Below are 24,782 nucleotides of genomic sequence, written 5' to 3'. Positions count from 1 at the left end.
GGTGACGGCGGCGGCCGGCGCGCTCGCCCATCTCGTCACTCATGAGCACGCGGTGGCGCCGATGATCGGCGCCTCGGCGTCGGTGTCTGGGGCGATGGCAGCGGCGATCCGCTTCGCCTTCGTTCGCGGCAGCTTCCTGTCGTTCAGCCGATCGGATGCCGATACCGCCGCAAGAGTTCCGGCGCTGCCGCTGTCGCGCGCGTTGCGCGACGGGCGAGTGCTCGGCTTCCTCGCGGTTTGGTTTGGCGTCAACATCGTCTTTGGCGTCGGCGCGATCGGCGTCGATAGCGAGACCACGAGCGTTGCCTGGCAGGCGCATATCGGCGGCTTCCTTGCCGGCCTCTTGCTGTTCACGCTGTTCGATCCCGTGCCGCGCGTGCGAAGCGATGCTGCGGATGCGTCATCACAGGACATTTCAGACCGTATTTGAAGCGGCGCTTGCGGCGCCGCCCGAATTCATCCATCATTCCCGAGAAGAATGTTCCGAAGCGACAGGCCGTTCGCGGCGATGCTTCGCAAAGCGCACGAGCGTGAAACCGGCGCTGAAACTGTTAGTTGAAGACTCGAAGAACAAGTCCGGACCGCGAACAGCGGACGGTTCCGATTCAGGGAGGCGACAATGACGGTACGTTCGATTCTCAACACCAAGGGCCACCAGATCATGAGCGTCGAGCCGGACGCGAAGCTGGCGGTCGCGGTCAAACTGCTCGGTGAGAAGAAGATCGGCGCTGTGCTGGTGATGAACCAGAGCCGGCTGGAAGGCATCCTGTCGGAGCGCGACATCGTGCGAGTGATCGGCGAACGCGGCGCCGGCGCGCTGGAGGAGCCGGTCTCTCAGGTCATGACCCGGAAGGTCGTCACCTGCAAGGAGACCGACACGGTCGCCGAGCTCATGGAGATGATGACCACCGGCAAGTTCCGCCATCTGCCCGTGGTCGACAATGGCAAGGTGGTCGGCCTGATCTCGATCGGCGACATCGTCAAGCGCCGGGTGCAGGAATACGAGTCCGAGCAGGAAGCCCTGCGCGACTACATCAAGACCGCCTGATGAGTAAGACGGCCTGATCAGTCCTGCTGCTGGTCGGCTTTCGGCGCGGTGCCCTCGGGCGCCGGCGCCAGTTCGTGGATTGCCTCCTGGATGGACTCCAGCGCGCGCTCGGCAGCGCGGGTGCCCAGGGCGATGAGGTCCTCGGAGCGGTGGAAATCGAACCAGCCGAATTGGCCGATCCGAGGTGTGATCAGCATATCGGGCGGATCGCCGGCGAGGCGGGCGCGGGTGATGCGGTCCTGCATGATGTTGAAGGCGTCGACCATCACCGAAGAGAGGCCGGGCCGGGCGCTGCCGCCGCCGAAGAACTCGCGCTTCACCGTCTTCTCGGGCGAGAAGAATCTCGGGAAGCGCCGCTTTGACGTCGGCTCTTCGGCCACGGGGATCACCGGCTCAGGTATCGCGCCGTGCGAATAGACCGTCGTCGAATAGGTGAAGATGTCGCTGGAAAGATTTGCGGCGATGACGATTTCGGCGCCGAGCGCGCGGGCGGCCGAGACCGGCACCGGGTTCACCAATGCGCCGTCGACCAGCCAGCGATCGCCGATCAGGACCGGAGAGAAGATGCCGGGCAGCGCATAGGAGGCGCGCATCGCGTCGACCACGCGGCCGCGCGTCAGCCAGATCTCGTGGCCGGTGCGGACCTCGGTCGCGACGGCAGCGAACTTGACCGGGAGATCCTCAATCTGGCTCTGGCCGCAGGCAGCCTCGAGCCGGGTCGCCAGCTTCTCGCCGCCGATCAGGCCGGAGCCGTTGAGGCGGATGTCGAGGTAGCCAAGGATGTTGCGCATCCCTTGCAGGCTGCGGCCCCATTCTTCCAGCGTATCGAGCCGGCCGGCCGCATAGAGGCCGCCGACCACCGCGCCGATCGAGGTGCCGACCACGACGTCAGGCACGATTCCGTTGGCAAGCAGGGTCCGGATAATGCCGATATGAGCGAAGCCGCGCGCGGCGCCGCCGCCAAGCGCAAGGCCGATCACCGGCCGGCGGATGCTGCCCAGGCCGACTTTCTCGGCGACCTTATCGCTGTTCGAACCCCGCCCCTTCAATATGTCCAGCACCGAAACTCTCCTACGCCGGGACCCGCCATCAGACTAGGCACCGTACTGGCGCTCCGCCAGAACCGGGCCGAAGCATGGTTTATGCCGGTTTGGGAAGCGCACGGGGCAGGAGTATGGCGAGGGACGGATGCCCCTGGGGTAATCACGCAGGCGTCAACCGGGTTCCAAAACGGTGTCGGGCCGTATTTCTCGGGGAGTCAGAGGCTTGAATTTGCCGCGTTTTCGGTGAAAAGCAGGTGGCATGACTCTCGGGGGTGACGGCATCATCGGATGGCGGCGCAGCGCATCGCTGCTGCCGGCCTTGGTCCTTGCTGCCTGCCTCTATACTCTTGGCCAAAATGCTGCGCAGGCGCAGCTTTTCTCCGATCGTCCACCGCCGGTGCCGCCCGCGTCGGTGCCTGATCCCGGCGGTGCCGTCAGCCTGGCGCCGCCCTCCGGCCCGGGTGCTGGACCGCCGAGCCTGCCGCCGACCCTGTTGCAGCCGACCACGCCCAGCATGCCGCCGCCCGCGGTCACGACCGTGCCGTCCGCCGCGCCGCTCAACGCGGCCGTGCCCGGACAGGGCGTGCTGTCGCTGACGGCGAAATACGGCAAGGACACCCCGCCGATCACCAGCGGTCTGGTCTGGCGCGTGTTTGCCGATCGTCCCGACGAGAACGGCACCTTCAAGCTGATCCGCGAAGACCGCAATGCCACGCCGAACATCGTGCTGCCGCCCGGCAATTACGTCGTGCACGTCGCCTTTGGCCTGGTCAGCGCGGTGCGCACCGTCAGCCTGAAGGCCGAGACCGATCGCGAATCCTTCGTGCTGCCGGCCGGCGGCCTGCGCATCGAGGGCCGCGTCGGCACCAGTCGCATTCCGCAGAACCAGATCTCGTTCGCGATCTACAAGGGCAGCCAGTTCGAATCCGGCGAGCGCGCCTCCCTGGTGCCGAACGTCGCAGCCGGCGACGTCGTGCTGCTGCCGGAGGGCACCTACTACATCATCTCGAATTACGGCGACGCCAATTCGGTGGTGCGCTCGGACATCCGCGTCCAGGTCAGCAAGCTCACCGACGTCACCATCACCCACCGCGCCGCCGTCATCACGCTCAAGCTCGTCAGCGACAGGGGCGGCGAGGCGCTCGCCAACACCGCCTGGTCGGTGCTGACCCCGGGCGGCGACGTGATCAAGGAATCGATCGGCGCCTTCCCGCGCGTCGTGCTCTCCGAAGGCGAATACCGCGCCATCGCCAAGAACGAGGGCAAGGTCTACGAGCGCGGCTTCAACGTCGTCAACGGCGTCGACGGCGAAGTGGAAGTCGTCGCGCGGTAATGCTTGAGCGGTGATGCCGGATGCGGCCCGACGCTGGTCTTCGTGCCCAGTGAACACTTCTCATTCAGCGCACGGATCTCCCTTATCTTATTACCGCCAGTCCCGTCACGTGTGCGAAGGCGAATTCTCTCCGCTACGCCGCTTGGTGTTGCGACTTGAATAGCTTTGTCAGCGCTACCAAGCAGGACCGATCAACACCGGCACCGCCGGCTTATTCCAGCCTCGCCGCGACTTCCTCAAAGCCGGTGCAAGATACCTATTTCCGATAATCAATTTCATTCGCTTTCCATCCTGCTGGGTTATATGTCGGGCATCCCTCTAATGGGGGAGGCCGGAGCAGGCTCGTGCGTCTGCGAGACCGGCAAGGAGCAGGGGCCAAGCTCGTCGGCATGTTCGAAGTGATCCTCACCAGGCGTAAGCGGTTCGGCTGGCGGTGGCAGGTGTGCGACCAATCCGGCAAGAAATTTGCCGATGGCTTCGAGCGCACCCGGCCGTCCGCCAAATATCATGGCGAGCGCGCATTGTTCTTTCTGCTGTCGCAGGCCCATCTGAGCAATCGCTTGGCGACGTCCAGCGAGGACTAGTCGCAGCTGCGCGTGCGGGTCTCCGCAGCCCGGCTTGCGCTTCGGTCCGTCCGACAACGAGACTTCTCTGCCAGCGCCGTCAGATATCCACGACGAGCTTGCCCTGCGTCGCGTGATCGCGGATCAGCGCATAGGCGTCATCGACACTCTCCAGCGTGAAGTGCCGCGGATCCAGCAGCGGCAAGAGCTTGCCCGCCTCAATCAGGCGTGTGGCCTCCAACATGATCTCTCCGTGATGCGCGCGGCCTTCGCCTGACAGCAGTGGCAGCAGCGTGAACACGCCGGAATAGGTGGCGGCGCGGAACGAGAGCGGCGCAAGCCCATGCGTACCCCATCCGAGCGCGCTCACGACATGGCCGAAGCGGCGTACGGCTTCGAACGAGGCGTCGAGGACCTTCTCGCCGACGGTGTCGTAGACGACGTCGAAGCCGCGGCCGCCCGTATGCTCTGCAACATAAGTCGCGATGGCGGTATCGCGATCGATGAAGGTCGCGCCGAAACCTTCGATGGTGGCGCGCTGCGATGCCGAGCCGGTCGCGAACACATCTGCTCCGAACGCGCGCGCGATCTGGATCGCGATGTGGCCGACGCCGCCTGCGCCGCCATGGATCAACACCTTCTGGCCGGCCTTCAGCGCCGCGCGGTCAATCAGTCCTTCCCAGGCCGTGATGAAGATGAGGGGCAGGGCGGCTGCCTCCCGCATGCTGAGATTGGCAGGCTTCAGCGCCAGCAGGTCGGCGTCGACAGCGGCGAATTCGGCGAGCGATCCCTGTACACCGCCGACGCCTCCCGTCATGCCATAGACCTCGTCGCCCGGCTTGAACCGCGAGATGTCATGTCCGGTCTGCTCGATCACGCCGGCGAGATCCAGTCCGAGAATCGCAGGCAGCGGATGGCGCGCATGCGCCGCGGCGCCGGCGTGGATCTTGGTGTCGAGCGGATTGATCCCGCTCGCGCGGATTCGCACCAGCACCTCGCGCGGACCGATCTCGGGCCTGGAGATCGTTGAGAGGCGCTGGGGCGCGTTGTGGGCCTCCAGGACGGCCGCGCGCATGGTCGATTGTCTCGTCATGATCGTCTTGCTCCGTTTCTGGCCTCCAATATGCTCATGAATTTTTGCATGGGAAGGAATGAGAATGTACGATTGCCGTGCGTTTTTGTATGAGGAGGCTTCCGGTGGACTGGAGCGATCTGCGCATCTTCCTGGCGATTGCGCGCGAAGGCACTCTCGGCGCGGCCGCGCGCAAGATCGGCCAGACCCAGCCGACGATGGGACGGCGACTTCGCGCGCTCGAACAGTCGCTCGGGCAAACGCTGTTCCAGCGCACGGCGGATGGTTTCGTGCCGACCGACGAGGGAACGGCTGTGCTGCGCCATGCCGAGCGGATCGAAGAGGAGGCGCTCGCCTTGGAGCGGCGTGCGTCCGGTGCGGAGACGCAGCTCGATGGCTTGCTGCGTCTGTCGTCGTCGGACTGGTTCGGGACGGTGATACTCTCGCCGGTGATTGCCGCCTTCGGCAAGCGCCATCCCAAGGTGACCGTCGAGCTTCTGACCGATGCGCGCCTCTACAGCCTGCCGCGCCGCGAGGCTGATCTCGTCTTCCGCATCAAACCGTTTAGCGAGCCTGAAGTGATCTCCCGAAAGCTGCTCCACATTCCCTACGCACTCTACGGCAAGAAAGGCAGCAAGCCGCCACGCGCGGGCGACGGAAGCGGTGTCCGCGTTGTTACCATGAATACCGAATTCGCCGACATGCCCGATGCCCTGTGGCTGAAGCGCACGCTGCCGAATATGGAAATCGCCTCGCGCAGCAACAACAGGCAGGCGCAGGCGGAGCTTTGCGCGAGCGGCGGCGGGCTCGCGATGCTGCCGCGCCCGCTCGGCGACCGTGACCGCCGGCTGGTCGCGCTCGACATCGGGGCGACGCCACCCGGCCGCGACACTTTTGTGGGTTATCATCGCGATCTCAAGCGCCTCACCCGCCTGCGCGCGCTGCTCGATCTCGTGATCGAGCGATTGGCAGGGTGATGGCTCCTGACACGCTGCCGTAGCCCGGGTGAGCGAAGCGATACCCGGGACAGCCCGTGGTAGGAATCCCGGATATCGCTTCGCTCATCCGGGCTACAAGACCTTGCGGTGCCTGTCGGGCAAAACACCCAAGCTGTCAGTCAACGCACGCTGGCAAAAATATTCCACTTTACCGAAATTCGGAAACGGCGTATGTGTCGCCTACTCCGGCCCAAGGAAGAGGGGCGTATCGCGATCGTCACGAACGCGGGCCGGACGGGTGGACGCAGGCCACATCGGCGCGAAGAGTTTCGCAGGGCGGGCAACCGTGAGCGAAGGCGTCGCGCACACGACCGGTGCAGCCTGCGTACGGCAAAATCGTGTGGTCCTGGCGCCCGGGGTCTGTGCGCCAAGTGTTGCGGTGATATTGCGGCCCGACCGGGGCGCGTGCATCGGTCATCCGCAAGGCAACGGGGGCAATAGTGCATCGCTCCCCGGGGAGAGCGCGACATAAGCCGTAAAACCACTGCGCAGGGAAGGCCGTGTGTTGGGCTTCACCTGTATGCCGCTGTGCGATCTAGTTACCACAATCTCGCACAGTGGACCGCGGGTGCCAGCCGGCACCCGGTCTTCCCTGCGCCCTCTTTCAGTTGAGGGTGAGGCGACGAAGCAAAGCTCGGGCGAACACGCCGCGAGGATGCGAAGGTGTGCCTACAAGCGAGATGTGAATTTAAGAGCGACGCTCTTGCCTACGCTCCGTCATTGCGAGCGCAGCGAAGCAATCCAGAGTCTTTCCGCGTGGGCAGTCTGGATTGCGTCGCTGCGCTCGCAATGACGATGCAGCGGTGCGCCAAAGCTTCGGTCTCACGCGCCTCCTACGCAACGCCTTCGCACAACCGTCATAGTCTCTAACGCCCACTAACCAACGCCCGACTTTAAACTGTCATAATCGCGGAACGGAACCCGCGCTCGCGCGCTCTTTACACGCCGTTAAGCGCGGCTGCATTGGATGCGACGGGAAAGTGCGTTGGGGACTGCCATGAGTGCCGCGAAGAAAGTGTCGGGAAAACCGGCCGCCGAAATGTTCGACGACATCCCGGTGCTTCAGCGCAAATGGCGTGCCGCGTTGAAGCCGGGCGAGCGGCTGCCGCGCTACGAGGACGTGATGCTCGGCAGCCTGGGACGGCTCGCCGACCACATCGCGCTGCTCAAGGGCGATGGCGCGCTCGAACTGTCGCGCAGCGGACGCTACGTGCAGAAATGGCTCGGCGAAGAGCGTTGGGACATCCCGGTCGCTGCGCTCTCGCCCGATTGCGCCACCGCGCTGTCGGAAGCCGCGGCGAGCGCGCTCGCCAAAGGCCGGCCGCACCAGGCGAGCGCCCATTGCGTGCGCGACGGCATGGTCAGGACCTACGATGTGCTGGCGCTGCCGACCGCCTCGCGCTGGGGCGCGACGCTGGTCGGCGCCTACATCAACGAACGCGGCGCGCAATACAATCTCCTGGACGCGATCTTCGCGTCGACCGACGACGCGGTGGTCTCGCTGGCGACGCTGCGCGACGCGGGTGGCAAGCCGTTCGATCTCCAGATCGTGCACCACAACAGGAGTGCGGGCCTGCTGCTGAAGGCCGAAGGCGCGGGCCTGTTGTGGCGCCGGATCGGCGAGGGAGACACGCTGCTGGCCTCGCTCGAGGTCATGGAATTCCTGCTCAAGACTGTCTCCGGCGGTCGCGGCGAGCAGCTCGAGATCGAGAGCGACGGACGGCATCTCCGGCTGAGCGCCACCGCGTTCGCCGACGTGGTCTCGCTGACGATTTCGGATGTCACAGTGTTGAAGCGGCGCGACGCCTCGTTCCGCCTGCTGTTCGACAACAACCCGATGCCGATGTGGGTGTTCGACGCCGCGAGCAAGCAGTTTCTCAGCGTCAACGACGCCGCGGTCCAGCATTACGGCTACAGCCGCGCCACCTTCCTGCGCATGAAACTGCACGAGATCTGGCCGCAGGACGAGTGGGACAGCCATGCCGAGGCGCTCGAACGCATCGGCGACGCCTATCACTCCTCGCGCAACTGGCGGCATCTGCGTGCCGACGGCAGCGAGATCGAGGTGCTGACCTTCGGCCGTCGCGTCGCCTTCGACGATCGCGACGGCTATCTGGTCGCGGTGGTCGACATCACCGAACGGCGCAAGGCCGAGGCGCGGATCGCCCACATGGCACACCATGACGGGCTCACCGATCTGCCGAACCGCGAATATTTCCAGGAGCGCCTGAAGCAGGCGCTCGACCAGGCCGCCGGAAAACGGGTCGGCGTGCTCTACATCGATCTCGACCTTTTCAAGAACATCAACGATTCCTTCGGTCATCCGGTGGGCGATCGCCTATTGAAGGAGGTTGCGGCCCGTTTGAGCACCGCGGTCCGCGGCGCCAATCTCGCGGCCCGGCTCGGCGGCGACGAGTTCGCGGTGATCCTGGCAGCCGACGTCTCGCCCAACGAGGCGAGCGCCTGCGCGAGCTTGCTGATCGACATGCTGAAGGCGTCCTATGAGATCGACGGGCAGGAGATGGTGATCGGCGCCAGCATCGGCATCGCCCTGTCGCCGGGCGACGGTACGACGTCGGAAGAGTTGATGCGCAACGCCGACATGGCGCTGTACCGGGCGAAGTCGGACGGCGGCGGCGTGCATCATTTCTTCGAGCGCGAGATGGATCTGCAGGCGCAGAAGCGCCGTGACATGGAGCTCGATCTGCGCCGCGCGTTTGCGAATGGCGAATTCGAGCTGCACTACCAGCCGCTGGTATCGATCGCCTCCGACCGCATCTCCGGCTTCGAGTCGCTGCTGCGCTGGCATCACCCCGACAAGGGCATGATCTCGCCGGCGGAGTTCATTCCGGTCGCCGAGGACATCGGCCTGATCACCCAACTTGGTGAGTGGGTGCTGCGCGAGGCCTGTTCTGAAGCGGTGAAATGGCCTGTCGAGGTCAAGGTCGCGGTCAATCTATCGCCGGCGCAGTTCCGCAGCCGCAATCTGGTTCAGGTCGTGATCTCGGCCCTGGCGCAGTCCGGTCTGTCGCCGAAGCGGCTCGAGCTTGAGATCACCGAGTCGATCTTCCTGGCCGAGACCGATGCCAATCTCGCCATCCTGCATCAGTTGCGCGAGCTCGGCGTCAGCATCTCCATGGATGATTTCGGCACCGGCTATTCCAGCCTCAGCTATCTCCGCAGCTTCCCCTTCGACAAGATCAAGATCGACCGCTCCTTCGTCAAGGATCTGGCAGGGCGGCCCGATTGCGTCGCGATCGTTCGCGCGATCTCGGGGCTTGGCCGCAGCCTCAACATCACTACGACCGCGGAAGGCGTCGAGACCGAGGATCAGCTCGCGTGGTTGCGCGCCGAAGGCTGTAACGAAGTCCAGGGCTTCTTGTTCAGCGCGGCGCGGCCCGCCGCCGAGATCGCAAGGCTGCTCGCCGATTTCGGCCAGCGCGCGTCACGGGCGGCGTAGCTCGGGCGGGTAGCAATCGTAGACCAGCGCCTTGAAGGCGGGCGTGATGCGGCTGCGCTCGTTCTGGGTCTGCTGCATCAGCAGGTAGACCATGTCGAGCTTGGGATCGACGCCGAAATAGGTGCCGCTGCCGCTGTCCCATTTCAACTCGCCGAGCGAGCCCGGCGGTGGCGGTTTGGCATTGCCGGGATCGGTCCGCACCGCGAGGCCATAGCCATAGCCGAAGCCGTCGCCCGGAAAATAGAAGTAATCGCGTCCGACGCCCGAGCCCGGCCCGACGTGATCGGTCGTCATGGCCTTGAACGCGGCGGGGCTCAGATAGCGCTTGCCGTCGAACTCGCCGCCATTGAGCAGCATCTGCGAGAAGCGCTGATAATCGGTGATCGTCGAGAGCAGCCCGCCGCCGCCGGACTGCCATTCGGGATGGTCGAGGCGGTCGCGTTCGCCGGCGAGCAGGATGTTGTCGTTCGGCAGCGGCCGCGCCATCCGCGCGAGCTCGTCCTCAGTCGCCAGCGCGAATTTGGTGCTGCTCATGCCGAGCGGATCGAAAATGCGCAGCTTGAGGAATTCGTACAGCGTCTGGCCCGAGATGATCTCGATGACACTGCCGAGCACGTCGGTGGAATGACCGTAGCGCCACAGCGTTCCCGGTTGCCGTGCCAGCGGCAGCTTCGCGATACGTTGGGCGAATTCCCTGTTGTTGAACTGACCTTCGAAGATGTTGGCGGCCTTGTAGGCCTGCTCGACCCATTTGCCGCCGATATAATCGTAGCTGATGCCGGAGGTGTGCCGCAGCAGATCCTCGATGTTGACGGGACGGATCGGGGCCACGAGATCCAGATGCAACGTGCCGTCGGGATTGGTGACCTCGAGGCCCACCTTGGTGTCGGCAAAGAGGGGAATGTATTTCGACACGGGGTCGGTGAGCGCGAGCTTGCCCTCGTCGATCAGCATCATCGCGCCAAGGCACGTGACCGGCTTGGTCATCGAGTGGATGGCGAAGATCGTATCGGGCGTCATCGCGAGGCCCGTCCTGGTGTCGCGCACGCCGAAAGTCTTCAGATAGACCGGCTTGCCGTGCTGCTGGACCAGCACCACGGCGCCCGGCAGCCGGCCGCTCGTCACCTCGTTGTCGAAATACGCTGTGATGCGGTTGAGTCCGTCGGACGACGGAGCAGGGGTGTCTGCAGCGCGCGCCCGCGCCATCGTGCCGGCCAGCAGCGCGGCTCCGACCAGAAATTCACGACGCTTCATCCGGGCTTCCTCCCTGGCCGGGATCAAAGCCGCAAGACGTCGAAGGCGTCAACACGCCTTCGATTAAAATCGCGTTACGATTTCAGAAAGGATCGGTCGCGGACGGTCTTCGCTCGGCTTGGTCGGCTTCCCGATATGGACGAAGCCGGCGAGTTTCTCGTCCGGCTTAAGGCCGAGGCCATCCAGCACGTCGCGATCGAACGAGAACCAGCCGGTCAGCCAGCAGGCGCCGTAGCCGAGCGCGGTCGCGGCCGTGACGATGTTCATGACGCTGGCGCCGGCCGACAATTCCTGCTCGAAGGCCGGCACCTTGGGATGCGGCTTGGTGAAGCTGACGATGCCGATCACCAGCGGCGCATCCATGAGGCGCTTGCGCTCGGTCTCGACATCGGCCGCCGGCGCGCCGGGATTCTTCCGGGCGAACACCTTTGCGATCACCTCGCCGGCGCGCTGGCGCGCATCGCCCTCGAAGATGATGAAGCGCCAGGGCGCGAGCTTGCCATGGTCGGGCACGCGCGCTCCGATGGTGAGGATGGTCTCGAGCTCGGCCGGGGAGGGGCCGGGACCGGACATCTCGCGCGGCTTGACCGAGCGGCGGGTCTTCAGGAGTTCGATGGCGTCGGGCACTGCGGTTTCCTCTTCGGCTGGTCGTCGGGCGTGCAGTCCCCACATAGGCATGCACGCCCGCAACCGAAAGCGAGTTTAGACCGATTTCAGATGTCAGGCTGCGCCGCGCGCCCGCTTCACATCCGGCGGGGTCGCCTCGTCGACGAGGGCGGCGATGGCCTCCACCATCGTCGTCACCTGCTGTCCGTCGCTGCCGAGCCGGCGGATCGAGACGGACTGCGTCTCGGCCTCTTTCTTGCCGACCACGAGCATTGCCGGAATTTTGGCCAGCGAATGCTCGCGAACCTTGTAGTTGATCTTTTCGTTGCGCAGGTCGATCTCGGCCCGAAGTCCCGCGCGCCGGACCTGCTCCAGCACCTGCTTGGCATACTCGTCGGCTTCCGACGTGATGGTGGTGACCACCACCTGCACCGGCGACAGCCAGAGCGGGAAGTTGCCGGCATAGTGCTCGATCAGGATGCCGATGAAGCGCTCCATCGAACCGCAGATCGCGCGGTGCACCATCACCGGCGGCTTCTTGCCGCTGTCGTGGTCGATGTAGAACGCACCGAACCGTTCCGGCAGGTTGAAGTCGACCTGCGTGGTGCCGCACTGCCAGTCGCGGCCGATGGCATCTCGCAGCACATATTCGAACTTCGGCCCGTAGAAGGCGCCTTCGCCGGGATTGATCTCGGTCTTGATGTGATTGTTCTGCGACTGGATCTCGCGCAGCACCGTCGCCATCACGCGCTCGGCGTGATCCCACATCGCGTCGGTGCCGACGCGTTTCTCCGGCCGGGTCGACAGCTTGACGGTGAGGTCGCCGGTGAAGCCGAAATCGGCGTAGGTCGACAGGATCAGTTCGTTGATCTTCAGGCACTCGTCGGCGAGCTGATCCTCCATGCAGAAGATGTGCGCGTCGTCCTGGGTGAAGCCGCGCACGCGCATCAATCCGTGCATCGCGCCGGACGGCTCGTAGCGGTGCACCACGCCGAACTCGGCGAGCCGCAGCGGCAGGTCGCGGTAGCTCTTCAGGCCATGCTTGAAGATCTGCACGTGGCCCGGGCAGTTCATCGGCTTCAGCGCGAACCAGCGCTTGTCCTCGGCCTCCTCGCCGGCCGACTGCGCCGCGAACATGTTCTCGCGATACCAGCCCCAATGGCCGGAGGTCTCCCACAGCGACTTGTCGAGGATCTGCGGGGCGTTGACCTCGCTATAGTCACCGGCCAGGCGCCGCCGCATATAGGCGATCAGCTGCTGGAAGATGGTCCAGCCCTTGGCGTGCCAGAACACGACGCCCGGGCCTTCCTCCTGGAAGTGGAAGAGATCGAGCTCGCGCCCGAGCTTGCGATGGTCGCGCTTTTCCGCTTCCTCGATCTGCTTCAGATAAGCGTCGAGGTCCTCCTGCTTGGCGAATGCCGTGCCGTAGATGCGGGTCAGCATCGGGTTGTTGCTGTCGCCGCGCCAATAGGCACCGGCCACTTTCATCAGTTTGAAGGCGTTGCCGACCTTTCCGGTCGAGGTCATGTGCGGGCCGCGGCAGAGATCGAACCAGTCGCCCTGGTAATAGATCTTGATCGGCTCGTTGCCGGGAATGGCATCGACCAGCTCGACCTTGAAGGCCTCGCCCTTGTCGCGGAACACATGTTTTGTCTTTTCGCGATCCCAAACCTCCTTCGTGAAAGGTTTGTCGCGCGCGATGAGCTCGCGCATCTTTTTCTCGATCGCGGCAAAGTCTTCCGGCGTGAACGGCTCGTTGCGGAAGAAATCGTAATAGAAGCCGTTCTCGATCACGGGGCCGATGGTGACCTGGGTGCCCGGCCACAGCGTCTGCACGGCTTCGGCCAGCACGTGGGCGCAGTCATGGCGGATCAGCTCGAGCGCGCGCGGATCGTCGCGGTTGATCAGCTCGATCCTGGCATCGGTTTCGATGGGATCGTCGAGGTCGGAGACCACTCCGTCGAGCGCCATCGCGACCGTGCGTTTGGCCAGCGACGGCGAAATGCCTTTGGCGAGTTCGAGGCCCGTGATGCTCTTGGCGTATTCGCGCCGGGCGCCGTCGGGGAAGGTAAGGGTGATTTTTTCCGGCGGGGTCACGGGCCTCAAATTGCTGAGGCTGTACTGGAAGCCGGATTCGGATTTGGGCTGCTCGGACTTGGATGGGTCCTTGGATTGGTCGTTGGGCTGGTCGGTCATGGCATGTCTCCTGAGGCTCACTCCTGCGAACGAGCGCAGGTAAGCGGGAACGAGCGATATATCAGGCGATTCGGCCTGCGCAATCCGGCATTTCCAAGAAACCGGCGCGCAAAAGCGGGGGCGCTGCACGAACTATTCCGGGCAACGCCCTTTAACTGGTCGCAAGGCGGCTCTACATGCGTTTGCATGGAAAATGCACGCGTCGGCCGCTTTGCGCCAACCGCCCTGCTGCTTGGCAATCTCGTCACCGGCTGCTCGGTGTTGGCACCGGCCGGCATGCTGCCCGAATTGGCGACGGGGCTCGACGTCAGCATCCATGCGGCCGGGCTCCTGATCACCTTCGGCGCCATCATCCTCTGCATCGGCTCGCCGCTGACGGCCTGGCTCACCAGCCGGATCGAGCGCCGGACGCTGCTCGCCACGACGCTGGCGGTGCTCGCTTTTGGCAATCTGGCCTCAGCCTTTACGCCCGACTATGCAAGCCTCCTCGTCATCCGCCTGGTGATGCTCGCGGTCGGCGCGCTCTACACGCCGCAGGCCGCCGGCACGGCGGCGTTGATCGTGCCGGTGGAGCGTCGCGGCAGCACGATTGCCTACATCTTTCTCGGCTGGTCGCTCGCTGCCGCCGTCGGCCTGCCGCTGATCACCTTCATCGCCAGCCGCTATGGCTGCCGCGCGGCCTATGGCGGGATCGGCGCCCTTGGTTGCCTCAGCTTGCTGCTGTTGCTGATGCGGCTGCCGGCGGGCTTGAAGGGGACGCCGGTGGATCTGAAGACCTGGAGCGCGGTTGGTCGCAACAGGACGATCCTGCTTCTGCTTGCGATCACGATGTTGCAGATGTCCGGGCAGTTCGTGGTGTTCACCTTCATGGGGCCGCTGCTCAACAAGCTGACCGGCGCAGGGGCCGATGCGATCGGCCTGGTGTTCGCTCTCTATGGTGTCTGCGGCTTCCTCGGCGTTGTCATCGCGACCCGCATCGTCGACACCTCGGGGCCCTATCGCACCTCGCTTTTGTTCACCTGCCTGCTGCTTGCAGGAATCACGGGCTGGGCGCTCGGCGCCGGCACGCTCGCGTTGATGGCGGGTGCGGTCGCGATCTGGGGCCTCGGCTTTGCCTCGACCAATTCGATGCAGCAGGTGCGGCTGGTCTCAGCCGCACCGTCGCTGGCATCGGCGACCGTCGCACTGAACACCTCCGTCCTCTATATCGGCCAGGCGGTCGGCTCTGCCGTCGGCGGACTGCTGTTCGCCCGCGAGCTCCTGCATACGCTCGGCTTTGTCGCGGTCGGTTTTGTCGTGCTGGCGCTGATCCTGGTGGTCCTGACCCGGCCCCGGCCGGCAACTGCCGCCCCGGCCTGAACGGAAGCGTGTCCGTGTGCGCAAGGTGCTTGGCAAACCGCGCGCCGGGAGGCTAGAAGGCCGGTCATGGGGACCAAAGAGGGTTGACTGAAATGAGGATGATTCTGGCGGTTGCCGCGGTGCTCTATTCAGCTTCCGCTTTCGCGCAAGCCGACAAGCCACCAATGATCGGGGACAAGCCGTTGGTGCAGGTCAAGCCCAAGGGCAGCAAGGAGGCTGCGGCCAAGCCGGCTGCGGCGCCGAAGGGCAAGCCCCAATCGATCGCGGCGCGGCTCCAGGCTTGCCTCGACCTCGATGACGGCACCAAGGACCGGCTCAATTGCTACGACGCCGTGATCGCGCCGACACCGAAACCGAAGCCGCCGAAGGCCAAAGGCTACGCCGATTGCCGTTTCTTCAAGGAAGAGGACGAGCGGCTGGCTTGTTTCAACGGCTTTGCCGAAAGCATTCCGAAGCTGCCAAAAACCTGAGGCAGATCGCAAAGTCCGGCAGCCGGGCGGCTAGTCGCTGACCCGGCTCAACACGGCCCTGAAGGCAACGCCCGGCAGTTGCAGTGCGGTGCCTTCGAATTCCGCGGTGTCGCCATCCTCCCGTCCCGCGAGCGTCAGCGTGATCCGGTCGAGACCGAACAGCGCCTTGAAGGACGGGTCGTCATTGTAGCGCTCGGTCGAGATCTTGACCTTGATGCTGTCGCCTTCGCCCGTGCAGGTGCCGATGAACGCGAAAGCGGAATTGCCGCCGCGCATCTTGCCCTCCGTCACATAGACGACGCCGCAACCGGTGCCGTGAACCGTGTGGAAGTCGACCTTGTAGAGTCCCCTGACGCACTGCATGTCCCCGCAGAATCCCAATGCAACTTGGCCGGCAAAGTATGATTGTTGCCAGCGGAAACAATCCGGTCGGCCCCGGGACCGTCGGCCATCAACAGCACGTCTTGTCAAGGCTCGAGAGAATTGCGGGCCGTGCAGCCAAATGCCGACGGGCGCAATATCGCAAACTTACCGGCTCGACGCGGATGGATTGGTGGAGGCCACGCGCGTGAGCGCGAGTGATGGCGTTGCCGACATCTTGACCAGGACGTCCTTGAGCGGGTCCCGCGTCCACGCTCGGGTCACATAGTCGCGATGGGTGATGCCGTCCCCGGTTTCGACGAACACCACGCTGCCCGGACGTAAGGGGCCGTCCATGTCTTCGGAGACGGTGATGCCTTTCTGCCGCAGCGTACTCATCAGTTCGCGGTCGCGCCGCGCGGTGTAGCGGGTGTAGGAGCTGACGAAGAAGCCGGAGCGGTGGCTCTCGATCCATGAGGCGAACTTGTCCATCTCGCCATAGACGGCGTCGAGCAACACGACGCCGCGGACGCGATCGCTGATGCCGCCGACCTCGAGGCTCCAGGCCGTCGGCAGGAAGCCGCCGCTGTAGCCGACGATCACGACCGGCATATTGGCGAAGGCACGCGCGCTGTTGGGATCGCCGGTGAGCCGGGCCAGATGGTGCGCAGATTCGTCCAGGAAGCGCTTGAGGCCGCCGGCCTGCCAGAATTTGCCTGCGCTGGAATCGGCGGCGTCAACCGCCATTTGCGGCGCAAGCAGGATGGCGTTGGCGCCGGAATCAGTGACCTGCTGCGGCACCAGCTGTCGATCGCGGACGTCGCGCTCGAGTGTTGCGCCATTGCCGTGGAAGAACACCACGATCACGCCTGGCTTCCGCACGTCGAAATGTTCGGGCACGTGCATCAGAACGCGATTATCGTTGTAGGTCTCGTCCTGCCAGAACACGCGCCCGGAATAGCTGCGGTGGCCGCGGCGGTCGCCCTTGGAGATGTTGAGGAACGGCGCGTCGGAGGCGGGGTTGTTGCCGAAATAGGGGAAGGCTGACGACTTCATGCTGACGAGCGTTGTCAGGTCCTCGCGCGGCGGACGCTGGTAGGGGGCCTGCGGGGCGAGCGAAGCGACCTTGTAAGGCGCCTGCTCCGGCTGTGGTTGCACGGCGCGCTTGGGTGCGAAGTCCGACATCTGCCGTTGCAGAAAACCCTCGCTGGCGGATGGGAAGCGCTCCCTGAACTGGGGGGCCGGGAAGCGATCCTCGAACGTGTCGTTGCTTGCGACTTGCTGGTTTGTCTTCGCAACGACCTGGACGTTGGCTTGGGCGTTGCCTTGAACGTTGGCCTGCGAGTTCGCCGCGAGCGCTGCCGGATTGGGTGCCTTGCCGCATTGAACCAGGGTCAGCGACAACGGCACCAAGGCTGAGATCAGGGCGATCCGGAGCGCACGACCGCGCGCGCCGGACGTCGTCCGGTCGGCGCGCATGTCAGCTCTCGGTTTCGGAACGGCCCCGACCATTCACCCATGACCCCAAGTCATGACCACAAGTCCATCGGCAGTCATTAAGGCAATTGAGCCGATGGGCCTTTAGGCGACGTTAAGTGTCCGGAGAAACTTCCCCACATCCGGAACGCTCAAAGGGACCACGCAATCGTGTCCTGATTGTGGGGGAGGGAGACGGGAAGTCCCGGTGTTTGCGAAGCTTTATTGCCTCGGACCGTGCAACAATGGTGTTTAAGTACCGATTTTGCCCGCCTCATTTAACCCTTGTTAACCCTGCTTGAATTGACTGGACCGAACTGCACGATGCTTCCCACGAGGCGTGACGCCTGAGGTTGAGGACGGCGATGACGGCATCAGATGCGGGTACTGCACCCTGGACCGGCCGGCTAACCGGAAGCGGGTCGGGGGTCTCCGTTCTGGTCGCAACCGCCATCGTCGTGGCCGACATGATCGGGGTCGGCGTTTTCACCAGCCTCGGCTTCCAGGTCAAGGACATTCCCTCAGGCTTCTCGATCCTCTTGCTGTGGACCGTCGGCGGCATCGTCGCGCTGTGCGGGGTATTCTCCTACAGCGAGCTCGGCGCGATGTTTCCGCGCTCAAGCGGCGAATACAATTTCCTCGGCCGTGCCTATCATCCCGCCTTCGGCTTTCTCGCCGGCTGGGTGTCGGCGACGGTTGGCTTTGCAGCACCCGTCGCGCTCGCCGCGATGGCGTTCGGTGAATACGCCAAATCGGTCGTCCCCGGTGTGCCGCCGATCCCGCTTGCCATCGCCGTGGTGTGGCTGGTCTCGCTCGTGCAATTGACCGGCGTCAGGCACTCCTCGACGTTCCAGTTGATCTCGACCATCCTGAAGGTCGTGCTGATCGTTGCCTTCCTGGTTGCCGGCTTCATCGTCGGCGTGCCGCAGCCGATCGCCTTCACGCCGCAGGCGGGCGATCTCGCGCATATCGTCAGCGCGCCTTTTGCGATCGGGCTCGTATTCGTGATGTATTCGTTCTCGGGCTGGAATGCCGCAACGTACATCATCGGCGAGATGAACATGCCGCAGCGGGACCTGCCGCGTGCGCTGCTCGCGGGCACGCTGATCGTGCTCGTGCTGTACGTTGCGCTGAATGCGGTGTTTCTCCATTCGACGCCGGTCGGCGCGCTCGCGGATCAGCTCGACGTCGCCAGCGTCGCCGGCAGCGCGATCTTCGGCAATCTCGGCGGCCGGATCGTCGGCGCGATGATCTGTTTCGGCTTGATCTCCTCGATCAGCGCGATGATGTGGATCGGCCCGCGCGTGATGATGACGATGGGAGAGGATATTCCGGCGCTGCGCGTGTTCTCGAAGCGCTCGGTGCGTGGCGCGCCGGCCTATGCCATCCTGTTTCAGCTCGCCGTCGCCAATCTGCTGCTGTTCACGCGCAGCTTCGAGGCCGTGCTCGATTTCATCCAGTTCGCACTGCTGTTCTGCTCGTTCTTCACGGTCGCCGGCGTCATCAAGCTGCGCATCACGGATCCCGACTTGCCGCGGCCCTATCGTGCCTGGGGATACCCGTTCACGCCGCTCGTTTTCCTGCTCGTGACCGGGTTCATGATGTACTATTTGTTGACCGAGCGGCCCGTGCAATCGCTGTTGGGGATGCTCGTCATGGTCTCGGGCCTGTTGATTTATGCTGTTTTCCGCAAGCGGCCGGTCGCCGCTGGCACGTCACACAATCGCGAATAGACATGTTTCGACCCATGAGAATTGCGGCCGTGGCTCTCGCCTTGCTGGCTGCGGCCGTCCCGTCCGCACGTGCCGCCGAGGCAACCTTCGACGACACAGCGCGCTTCCTCGCGGGCATGCAGCCTTCGGCGGATTCGCCGCTGGTGCCGCTGACAAAGGACCCGGTCTGGCAGCGCCATGCGAGATTCTTCGACGGCGCCTTCGCCCAGCTCGAGGAGCGGCAGCTCTCGAAGATCCGCAACTGGGCCGACGTCAATCTGGCGGCGCCCAGGCCGACCATGTTTTATTTGTTCAGCGGCCCCGACTTCCTCTACGCCAACGCCTTCTATCCCAAGGCCAGCACCTACGTGCTCGGCGCGCTGGAGCCGGTCGGTGCGGTGGCTGACCTGACGCGATTGCCGCGCAATTCGGTCGGCGCCGCGCTCTACAATGTCGAGCGCTCGCTCGGCTCGATCCTGAGTTTTTCCTTCTTCATCACCAAGCAAATGAAGGTCGACCTGCACACCAACCAGGTCAACGGCACCTTGCCGATCCTCTATGTCTTCCTCGTCCGTTCCGGCAAGACCATCCGCAATGTCGAGATGATCGCACTCGACGACAAGGGCGGCGTGCATGTCGGCAACGACAATCCCGGACCGAACGCGACGCGCGGCGCCCGCATCACCTTCGCCGGCCCCGACGGCGAGGCACGCACGCTGTACTATTTCTCCACCGATCTCTCCAATTCAGGTGCGCGCGCCGCCGGCTTCCTGAAATTCTGCGAGACGCTCGGTCCCGGCAACAGTCTGATCAAGAGTGCGTCCTATCTGCTGCACTCCGGCAACTTCACCGTCGCGCGCGACTGGTTGCTCGCCAACAGCGCGACCATCGTCCAGGACGATTCCGGCATTCCGCTTTCGAACTACAATTCGCGGCAATGGCGGTTCTTCCCGTTCGGCCGCTATCTCGGACCGATCGGCGAATTTCCCGGCCGCTACCAGGAACGCTACGCCGCGCTGTTCACGCGCGCCCAGCCAATCGATTTCGGCGTCGGCTACCGCTGGCGGATGCACGAGTCGAACTTGCTGCTGTCGGTGAAGGTGCCGGGAAGCGAGACGGCGCCGGGCGCGGAGACCACCTCGTCCGCCGAGCCGTCGCCGAAACCGCCGCGTCCGAAGCGGCCACGTCGGCCCGAGCCGGTCCCGCCGCCCGGGCGCTTTTTCTGGTCCCGTTAAGCCTGGTGCCAGGCCCGGCGTTATGCCGCCGGGCTCTGGGCGACGACGACCAGGACCTCCGCCTTCTGCCGGCCGAGGCTCCTGACCTCGTGTGGTGTCTCGCCTGAAAAATATAGGCAATCGCCCTTGCCGAGGACGAGTTCTTCGCCGTCGAGCTTAATCGCGATCTTGCCGTTGATGACAAACAGCAACTCCTCACCCGCATGCGAGGCGCGCGTCGCCGATTTGTGCGGCGGGCTCAGGAGGAACGGCTCCATCATCTTGCGGGTGCGGCCGGTTGCCAGTGGTACCACGCCAAAGGTGTCCTGAAACAGCGGGACGTTGCCGCCTTCACGGCGGAACAGCGTGTAGCGCGGCGCCGGCTCGGCGTTCGGGTCGAAGAAAGTCGCGACGTTGACCTCGAGCGCGGCTGCCATCCGCAGCAGGGCGGCGAGCGAAGGGATCTTCAGGTCGCGTTCGACCAGCGAGATATAGCCGCGCGTGAGATCACTCTGCCTGGCAAACTGGTCCAGTGTCAGGCCCTTGGCGATCCGCGCCTGGCGAATATTGGCCCCGACGGCTGCCGCTTTGCTGACATCAAGCACGCATGAGTCTCCCGAACTGCTGATGTCTCTTTTGCAACAGATGTCGCCCGACTGCCAGTCCGTCGGGGGGCGCTGTCGCTTCCGCCAGCGTGCAAGTGTATTCCAAAGGAAAACTCATGCGCAGAAATTTAGAGCAAGGGCGCGGATATTGTAAGCAGAAGCAATGGAATATCGCCTAAAAATAGCTCAGAAACAGTGCAGCAAGCGTGTTTTGCCCCTCCGCACGGCAATTGCCGCGTTCCGCGCCGTTGATTTCCAACAGTAAACATGATCGATTTTTACGTCCTGGCTGCCGATGGGCTCCGTGGACAGAACCAACTGCTTCCCCTGGCGCCGGTACTTTTGGAGACATCGATGACCGTAGCAGACGACGTAACCCTGAACGTAGCGCCGGACGAAGCGGCGAGCTTGCGGCGGATCGTGTGGTCCAGCGTGATCGGCACCGCCGTCGAATGGTACGACTTCCTCATCTACGGCACGGCGACCGCCCTGGTCTTCAACAAGGTCTTCTTCGCTGCCGGTAATCCCACGCTCGCCACCATCGCGGCTTTCGGCACTTATGCGGTCGGCTTTCTGGCGCGACCGCTTGGCGCCGCGATCTTCGGTCACTACGGCGACCGGGTGGGCCGCAAGGCGATGCTCGCGATCACGATCATGGTGATGGGCATCGGCACCTTCCTGATCGGCCTGCTTCCGACCTATCAGCAGATCGGGATCGCCGCGCCGCTGCTCTTGATTGGCCTGCGATTCCTCCAGGGCATTGGCCTCGGCGGCGAATGGGGTGGTGCGGTGTTGATGGTGGTGGAGAATTGCCCGACGCACCGCCGCGGCCTGCTCGGCAGCATGGTGCAGGTCGGCAATCCCATCGGCAATCTCGCCGCGATCGGCATGTTTGCGCTGGTGGCGAGCCTGCCGGAAAGTGAGTTCATGTCCTATGGCTGGCGCATTCCGTTCCTGATCTCGATCTTGCTGGTCGGCGTCGGTCTCTACATCCGCCTCAACATGGAAGAGACCGTGGCCTTCCGTCAGGTCCAGGCCAAAAAGGAGGTCGCAAGTCTGCCGCTGGTCGAGATCTTCAGGCATCACCGCCGGCCTTTCTTTACCGCGGTCGGGCTGAAAATCTCGGAGATCGCCTACGCCAGCATCGGCGGCGTGTTCGTGATGTCCTATGCCACGGCGAATCTTGGCTTGTCTCGTACGGTGGTGTTGAACGGCGCCTTCGCGGCATCGCTGGTCGCGCTGCTCGCGATTCCGCTGTTCGGTTGGCTGTCCGACATCGTCGGCCGCAAAAAGATGTTCTATGCAAGCTGTCTGTTTTCGGCGCTGTTTGCCTTTCCGCTGTTCTGGCTGCTCAACACCCGCGATCCCACCCTCGTCATCTGCACCATCGTGGTCGCGATTACTTTCGGGCAGATGGTGATGTTCGGTATCGGCGCGCCCTGGTACTCCGAGCTGTTTTCCGCGCGGCTGCGCTATAGCGGCGCCTCGCTCGGGTTTCAGGTCGGGGCGGCCATCAGTGGCGGATTGACGCCGCTGATTGCGGCGGCTTTGATGGCCTGGAGTGGCGGTGCCACCTGGCCGGTTTCACTGCTGCTGATCGGCTGCGCCGCCATCACGGCGACCGCGACCATGTTCGCGCCGGAAATGGCGAACAAGGAACTGACCTGATCCCGCGGCGCGCCGCTGCTGGCGGCGCGCCATCGCTTCTCACAAGGATTTTGTCATGCTCGATGAGATAGGCGCCGGCTCGGCTGATAGCACAGCACGCCTCGGCTGGACTGGCCTAGTCCGCTTCCTCCATCTCGCTCCACGCGCGTTCCTGCCAATGCGCGCGATGGAGCAGCTCGTTCTCGTCGCCGGCCAAGGGATCGAGGGCGACCGCTACATGATCGGGCGCGAGGAAGGATTTTATTCGCACAAGCCCGAGGAGGGCCGGCAGGTCACCCTGTTCGAGCTCGAAACCTTGATCGCGCTCAAGCGCGACGCGGGAATCGAACTCGGTCCCGAGGAGCATCGCCGCAACGTGACGGTCGAGGGCGTGCCGTTGAATCATCTGGTCGGCCGCCGCTTCTGGTTAGGTGAGACCTTGCTGGAAGCAACCAGATTATCGATTCCATGCCGGCATATCGAGGAGATCACCGGCAAGGCGATCTTCGATCCGCTCATCAACCGCTCGGGCCTGAACTGCAGGATATTGCAAGGCGGCATCGTCAGGGTCGGCGACACCGTGCGGAACGCGGTATGAGCGTACGGCCCATCACGACGATCAAGACGGTTGTCGCCGGCATCGAAGGGGCCGGTGCGGGGATCAAGGTGTTCACGCTGGCCGATCCCGACCGTTGGACCCTGCCGCCGTTCAAGCCTGGCGCCCACATCGACCTGCATCTGCCGAACGGTCTCGTGCGGACCTATTCGCTGTGCAACGAGCCCGCCGACAACTCACGTTACGTCATCGCGGTCAAACGCGAGGCCGATGGGCGCGGCGGTTCGCGCGCGCTTCACGACGAGGTTGGCATAGGCGACGTCATCGGCGTGTCACTGCCGCGCGGCGGGCTGGAGCCGGGTGCGGACATTGCGCGCCATGTGTTCGTCGCGGGTGGCATCGGCGTGACGCCGTTCCTGTCGATGGCCCGTCACCTCCTGCAGATTGGCAATGCAGACTTTGTGCTGCACCTCATCGTGCGCGAGGAGGTGCCGCTTGCCGCACACCTCGCGCCGCTGATGGAAGCGGGGCGTGTCGTCGTGCACCGCACGTCCTGCGCCGGGCGTCCGGATCTGGCGTCGCTGGTCGGAGAGGTTAAGGTGCAAACGATGGTCGCCTGCTGCGGGCCCGAAGGCATGACCGAAGAGTTCGAGGGGGTGACCGCAGCCTGGCCCGCAGCCAACGTTCACATCGAGCGTTTCGTGGCGCCGCGGCCGGTGATCGACCCCGACGCAAAGCCATTCGTGCTGTCGCTGGCGCGTACGGGGACGGAAATCCCGGTTCGCGCCGGCCAGACCATGCTGGCCGCCTTGCAGGAACGAGGCATCGACATATCGACGTCCTGCTGCGGCGGCATCTGCGGCGCCTGCAAGGTCGGCTGGATCGAGGGCAAGCCCGTGCACCGCGATCGCGTCCTGTCGCCCTATGAGCGCGAACGCTTTCTCATGATCTGCGTCGCCGGATCGGACGCCGACCGGCTGGTGCTGGACCTCTGAAGTCTAGCCCTACCAGTGCACGCTCTGGCTCGGCACGATGAATGCCGTTGTGCTGGGCGGCGTGGCAGTGCTCGTCGCCAAATACCAGCCGGAGCCGACGACGAGCATTAGCAGAGCGATGATGGCGAGCATGTCGAGGGTTCTGGGATCGTGGCCTCGCGAACCACCCCGCGAATCCGGTCTAGACCTGACGTGAAAATGAGGGCTGATTTTCCAGCGCATTGTTGTTTCCTCCCGCGGGAGCATCACATCAACGCGAGGGGAGAATTTCGGTTCCACTCAGGGGAGCGACGCCTAAGGCGCCGCATCAGTCTTGGGATGCGTTGACGCCGCGCCAGCGGCCGTAGCGCCAAGGCGAGTACCAGTGTGCGCCCTGTGGCGCGGTGAGGGGCACGTTGTCGATGCCCGAGGTGCCGAATGGGTTGCAACGGAGCAGGCGCGCGAGCGTCATCCAGCCGCCGGCCCACAGCCCGAACCGTTCGATCGCCTCGTCGCCATAGACCGAGCAGGTCGGCAGGTGCCGGCAATTGTAGCCAACCAGCGGCGAGAGCGTGTGGCGGTAGAGCCAGATCAGCGCACGGCCGAATTTGCGCGGAAGCCGGAGCGCGCCCGCGACGGGATTGGAACAGTGCTCGCAGGCTGATTGCTTCATGGGCGCTTTGCTGAGATCCTGGGCGAGGTTCTGCGCGGTTCCGGTGCAGGGAACTGTAAGCTGTTGTTTGTACGTCATATTTTGCATGCTTTTTGGGAGCAGTGCAGCAAGTGCCTATGGACGAGCTGTATTCCCCCGGATACCATTTTTGTGACGTTCATGT

General features: G+C 64.2%; 23 protein-coding genes. 13 read left to right on the top strand and 10 right to left on the bottom strand.

The genetic code is table 11. The features are described 5' to 3' along the window. The coding region (locus tag AC0L27_RS28260; protein WP_473321003.1) for a rhomboid family intramembrane serine protease at positions 1-430 on the top strand (430 nt) is incomplete at its 5' end. Positions 431-619: 189 nt separating this feature from the next. Next, entirely contained in the window at positions 620-1,048 is a 429-nt protein-coding gene (locus tag AC0L27_RS28255) for a CBS domain-containing protein (protein WP_007611784.1), read from the top strand. Between the two features lie 17 nt (positions 1,049-1,065). Here AC0L27_RS28255 and AC0L27_RS28250 read toward each other — a convergent pair whose 3' ends face one another. Continuing rightward, positions 1,066-2,109, bottom strand: coding sequence for a patatin-like phospholipase family protein (locus AC0L27_RS28250; RefSeq protein ID WP_354058503.1), 1,044 nt, complete (start codon positions 2,107-2,109; stop codon positions 1,066-1,068). A gap of 241 nt (positions 2,110-2,350) precedes the next feature. On the opposite strand from AC0L27_RS28250, the gene AC0L27_RS28245 reads away from it, so the two are divergent. Further along, positions 2,351-3,424 (top strand): hypothetical protein, encoded by a 1,074-nt coding sequence (locus tag AC0L27_RS28245; protein WP_275168388.1) that lies wholly within the window; start codon positions 2,351-2,353, stop codon positions 3,422-3,424. Between the two features lie 344 nt (positions 3,425-3,768). Next, complete coding sequence (locus tag AC0L27_RS28240) at positions 3,769-4,008, top strand: hypothetical protein (protein WP_354208609.1); 240 nt, start codon at positions 3,769-3,771, stop codon at positions 4,006-4,008. Positions 4,009-4,087: 79 nt separating this feature from the next. On the opposite strand, the gene AC0L27_RS28235 is transcribed toward AC0L27_RS28240, so the two are convergent. Continuing rightward, the gene (locus tag AC0L27_RS28235; RefSeq protein ID WP_473321000.1) at positions 4,088-5,080 is read right to left on the bottom strand and encodes a zinc-dependent alcohol dehydrogenase family protein; all 993 of its coding nucleotides are present in this window, start codon (positions 5,078-5,080) and stop codon (positions 4,088-4,090) included. A 104-nt stretch (positions 5,081-5,184) separates the two neighbouring features. Here AC0L27_RS28235 and AC0L27_RS28230 point away from each other — a divergent pair, with 104 nt between their 5' ends. Beyond that, positions 5,185-6,036: a LysR family transcriptional regulator gene (locus AC0L27_RS28230; protein ID WP_354208611.1), complete on the top strand. Its 852-nt coding sequence runs from the start codon at positions 5,185-5,187 to the stop codon at positions 6,034-6,036. Between the two features lie 1,018 nt (positions 6,037-7,054). Beyond that, the gene (locus AC0L27_RS28225) at positions 7,055-9,517 is read left to right on the top strand and encodes a putative bifunctional diguanylate cyclase/phosphodiesterase (protein ID WP_354255059.1); all 2,463 of its coding nucleotides are present in this window, start codon (positions 7,055-7,057) and stop codon (positions 9,515-9,517) included. Here the strand turns inward: AC0L27_RS28225 and AC0L27_RS28220 are convergent. From AC0L27_RS28220 to thrS, 3 genes are all read right to left on the bottom strand, one after another. Beyond that, complete coding sequence (locus AC0L27_RS28220; protein ID WP_354208613.1) at positions 9,503-10,771, bottom strand: serine hydrolase domain-containing protein; 1,269 nt, start codon at positions 10,769-10,771, stop codon at positions 9,503-9,505. The two genes, AC0L27_RS28225 and AC0L27_RS28220, sit on opposite strands and share 15 nt — an antisense overlap. A gap of 63 nt (positions 10,772-10,834) precedes the next feature. Continuing rightward, entirely contained in the window at positions 10,835-11,398 is a 564-nt protein-coding gene (locus AC0L27_RS28215; protein WP_354208614.1) for a nitroreductase family protein, read from the bottom strand. Positions 11,399-11,491: 93 nt separating this feature from the next. After that, positions 11,492-13,573, bottom strand: a complete 2,082-nt coding sequence (gene thrS, locus AC0L27_RS28210) for a threonine--tRNA ligase (protein WP_354208615.1) — start codon at positions 13,571-13,573, stop codon at positions 11,492-11,494. Between the two features lie 186 nt (positions 13,574-13,759). On the opposite strand from thrS, the gene AC0L27_RS28205 reads away from it, so the two are divergent. Both AC0L27_RS28205 and AC0L27_RS28200 read left to right on the top strand, forming a co-directional pair. Next, the gene (locus AC0L27_RS28205) at positions 13,760-14,932 is read left to right on the top strand and encodes an MFS transporter (RefSeq protein WP_354208616.1); all 1,173 of its coding nucleotides are present in this window, start codon (positions 13,760-13,762) and stop codon (positions 14,930-14,932) included. A gap of 92 nt (positions 14,933-15,024) precedes the next feature. After that, positions 15,025-15,402, top strand: a complete 378-nt coding sequence (locus AC0L27_RS28200) for a hypothetical protein (RefSeq protein WP_275168379.1) — start codon at positions 15,025-15,027, stop codon at positions 15,400-15,402. A gap of 30 nt (positions 15,403-15,432) precedes the next feature. On the opposite strand, the gene AC0L27_RS28195 is transcribed toward AC0L27_RS28200, so the two are convergent. Then, the gene (locus tag AC0L27_RS28195) at positions 15,433-15,765 is read right to left on the bottom strand and encodes a GrlR family regulatory protein (RefSeq protein ID WP_354208617.1); all 333 of its coding nucleotides are present in this window, start codon (positions 15,763-15,765) and stop codon (positions 15,433-15,435) included. 165 nt (positions 15,766-15,930) lie between these two features. Further along, on the bottom strand, positions 15,931-17,241 hold the full coding sequence (locus AC0L27_RS28190) for an alpha/beta hydrolase (protein ID WP_354255058.1): 1,311 nt from the start codon (positions 17,239-17,241) through the stop codon (positions 15,931-15,933). 362 nt (positions 17,242-17,603) lie between these two features. On the opposite strand from AC0L27_RS28190, the gene AC0L27_RS28185 reads away from it, so the two are divergent. Further along, positions 17,604-18,971, top strand: coding sequence for an APC family permease (locus tag AC0L27_RS28185; protein ID WP_473320996.1), 1,368 nt, complete (start codon positions 17,604-17,606; stop codon positions 18,969-18,971). A 2-nt stretch (positions 18,972-18,973) separates the two neighbouring features. Further along, positions 18,974-20,185 carry a hypothetical protein gene (locus AC0L27_RS28180; RefSeq protein WP_354208621.1) on the top strand — a complete coding sequence of 404 codons (1,212 nt, stop codon included), beginning with the start codon at positions 18,974-18,976 and terminating at the stop codon, positions 20,183-20,185. A 20-nt stretch (positions 20,186-20,205) separates the two neighbouring features. Here AC0L27_RS28180 and AC0L27_RS28175 read toward each other — a convergent pair whose 3' ends face one another. Next, a complete protein-coding gene (locus tag AC0L27_RS28175; protein WP_354208622.1) occupies positions 20,206-20,769 on the bottom strand; it encodes a helix-turn-helix domain-containing protein in 564 nt (187 codons plus the stop codon). A gap of 354 nt (positions 20,770-21,123) precedes the next feature. Between AC0L27_RS28175 and AC0L27_RS28170 the strand changes: the two genes are divergently transcribed. Genes AC0L27_RS28170 through AC0L27_RS28160 form a run of 3 tightly spaced genes read left to right on the top strand, consistent with a single transcriptional unit; the run spans position 21,124 to position 23,967 of the window. Beyond that, positions 21,124-22,437, top strand: a complete 1,314-nt coding sequence (locus AC0L27_RS28170; RefSeq protein WP_354255056.1) for an MFS transporter — start codon at positions 21,124-21,126, stop codon at positions 22,435-22,437. A gap of 55 nt (positions 22,438-22,492) precedes the next feature. Then, positions 22,493-23,014 carry an MOSC domain-containing protein gene (locus AC0L27_RS28165; RefSeq protein WP_354208624.1) on the top strand — a complete coding sequence of 174 codons (522 nt, stop codon included), beginning with the start codon at positions 22,493-22,495 and terminating at the stop codon, positions 23,012-23,014. Further along, positions 23,011-23,967, top strand: a complete 957-nt coding sequence (locus AC0L27_RS28160) for a PDR/VanB family oxidoreductase (protein WP_354208625.1) — start codon at positions 23,011-23,013, stop codon at positions 23,965-23,967. The genes AC0L27_RS28165 and AC0L27_RS28160 overlap by 4 nt, the downstream gene beginning before the upstream one ends. 9 nt (positions 23,968-23,976) lie before the next feature. On the opposite strand, the gene AC0L27_RS28155 is transcribed toward AC0L27_RS28160, so the two are convergent. Next, positions 23,977-24,189 (bottom strand): hypothetical protein, encoded by a 213-nt coding sequence (locus AC0L27_RS28155; RefSeq protein ID WP_354058540.1) that lies wholly within the window; start codon positions 24,187-24,189, stop codon positions 23,977-23,979. Positions 24,190-24,274: 85 nt separating this feature from the next. After that, positions 24,275-24,619: a membrane protein insertion efficiency factor YidD gene (gene yidD / locus AC0L27_RS28150; protein ID WP_275168369.1), complete on the bottom strand. Its 345-nt coding sequence runs from the start codon at positions 24,617-24,619 to the stop codon at positions 24,275-24,277. Between the last annotated feature and the right edge of the window lie 163 nt (positions 24,620-24,782).

Source organism: Bradyrhizobium sp. Ken51 (genome assembly GCF_055807435.1).
The sequence above is the reverse complement of the archived record's forward strand: the minus strand, read 5'-3'. Positions and strand labels throughout refer to the sequence as shown.

What these genes read in the sequence shown, in the direction of transcription:
- AC0L27_RS28255 (WP_007611784.1), top strand. Translation starts at nt 620, where the DNA reads ATGACGGTACGTTCGATTCTCAACACCAAGGGCCACCAGATCATGAGC.
- AC0L27_RS28245 (WP_275168388.1), top strand. Translation starts at nt 2,351, where the DNA reads ATGACTCTCGGGGGTGACGGCATCATCGGATGGCGGCGCAGCGCATCG.
- AC0L27_RS28235 (WP_473321000.1), bottom strand. Translation starts at nt 5,080, where the DNA reads ATGACGAGACAATCGACCATGCGCGCGGCCGTCCTGGAGGCCCACAAC.
- AC0L27_RS28225 (WP_354255059.1), top strand. Translation starts at nt 7,055, where the DNA reads ATGAGTGCCGCGAAGAAAGTGTCGGGAAAACCGGCCGCCGAAATGTTC.
- AC0L27_RS28220 (WP_354208613.1), bottom strand. Translation starts at nt 10,771, where the DNA reads ATGAAGCGTCGTGAATTTCTGGTCGGAGCCGCGCTGCTGGCCGGCACG.
- thrS (WP_354208615.1), bottom strand. Translation starts at nt 13,573, where the DNA reads ATGACCGACCAGCCCAACGACCAATCCAAGGACCCATCCAAGTCCGAG.
- AC0L27_RS28205 (WP_354208616.1), top strand. Translation starts at nt 13,760, where the DNA reads ATGGAAAATGCACGCGTCGGCCGCTTTGCGCCAACCGCCCTGCTGCTT.
- AC0L27_RS28200 (WP_275168379.1), top strand. Translation starts at nt 15,025, where the DNA reads ATGAGGATGATTCTGGCGGTTGCCGCGGTGCTCTATTCAGCTTCCGCT.
- AC0L27_RS28195 (WP_354208617.1), bottom strand. Translation starts at nt 15,765, where the DNA reads ATGCAGTGCGTCAGGGGACTCTACAAGGTCGACTTCCACACGGTTCAC.
- AC0L27_RS28190 (WP_354255058.1), bottom strand. Translation starts at nt 17,241, where the DNA reads ATGCGCGCCGACCGGACGACGTCCGGCGCGCGCGGTCGTGCGCTCCGG.
- AC0L27_RS28185 (WP_473320996.1), top strand. Translation starts at nt 17,604, where the DNA reads ATGACGGCATCAGATGCGGGTACTGCACCCTGGACCGGCCGGCTAACC.
- AC0L27_RS28180 (WP_354208621.1), top strand. Translation starts at nt 18,974, where the DNA reads ATGTTTCGACCCATGAGAATTGCGGCCGTGGCTCTCGCCTTGCTGGCT.
- AC0L27_RS28170 (WP_354255056.1), top strand. Translation starts at nt 21,124, where the DNA reads ATGACCGTAGCAGACGACGTAACCCTGAACGTAGCGCCGGACGAAGCG.
- AC0L27_RS28165 (WP_354208624.1), top strand. Translation starts at nt 22,493, where the DNA reads ATGCTCGATGAGATAGGCGCCGGCTCGGCTGATAGCACAGCACGCCTC.
- AC0L27_RS28160 (WP_354208625.1), top strand. Translation starts at nt 23,011, where the DNA reads ATGAGCGTACGGCCCATCACGACGATCAAGACGGTTGTCGCCGGCATC.
- AC0L27_RS28155 (WP_354058540.1), bottom strand. Translation starts at nt 24,189, where the DNA reads ATGCGCTGGAAAATCAGCCCTCATTTTCACGTCAGGTCTAGACCGGAT.
- yidD (WP_275168369.1), bottom strand. Translation starts at nt 24,619, where the DNA reads ATGAAGCAATCAGCCTGCGAGCACTGTTCCAATCCCGTCGCGGGCGCG.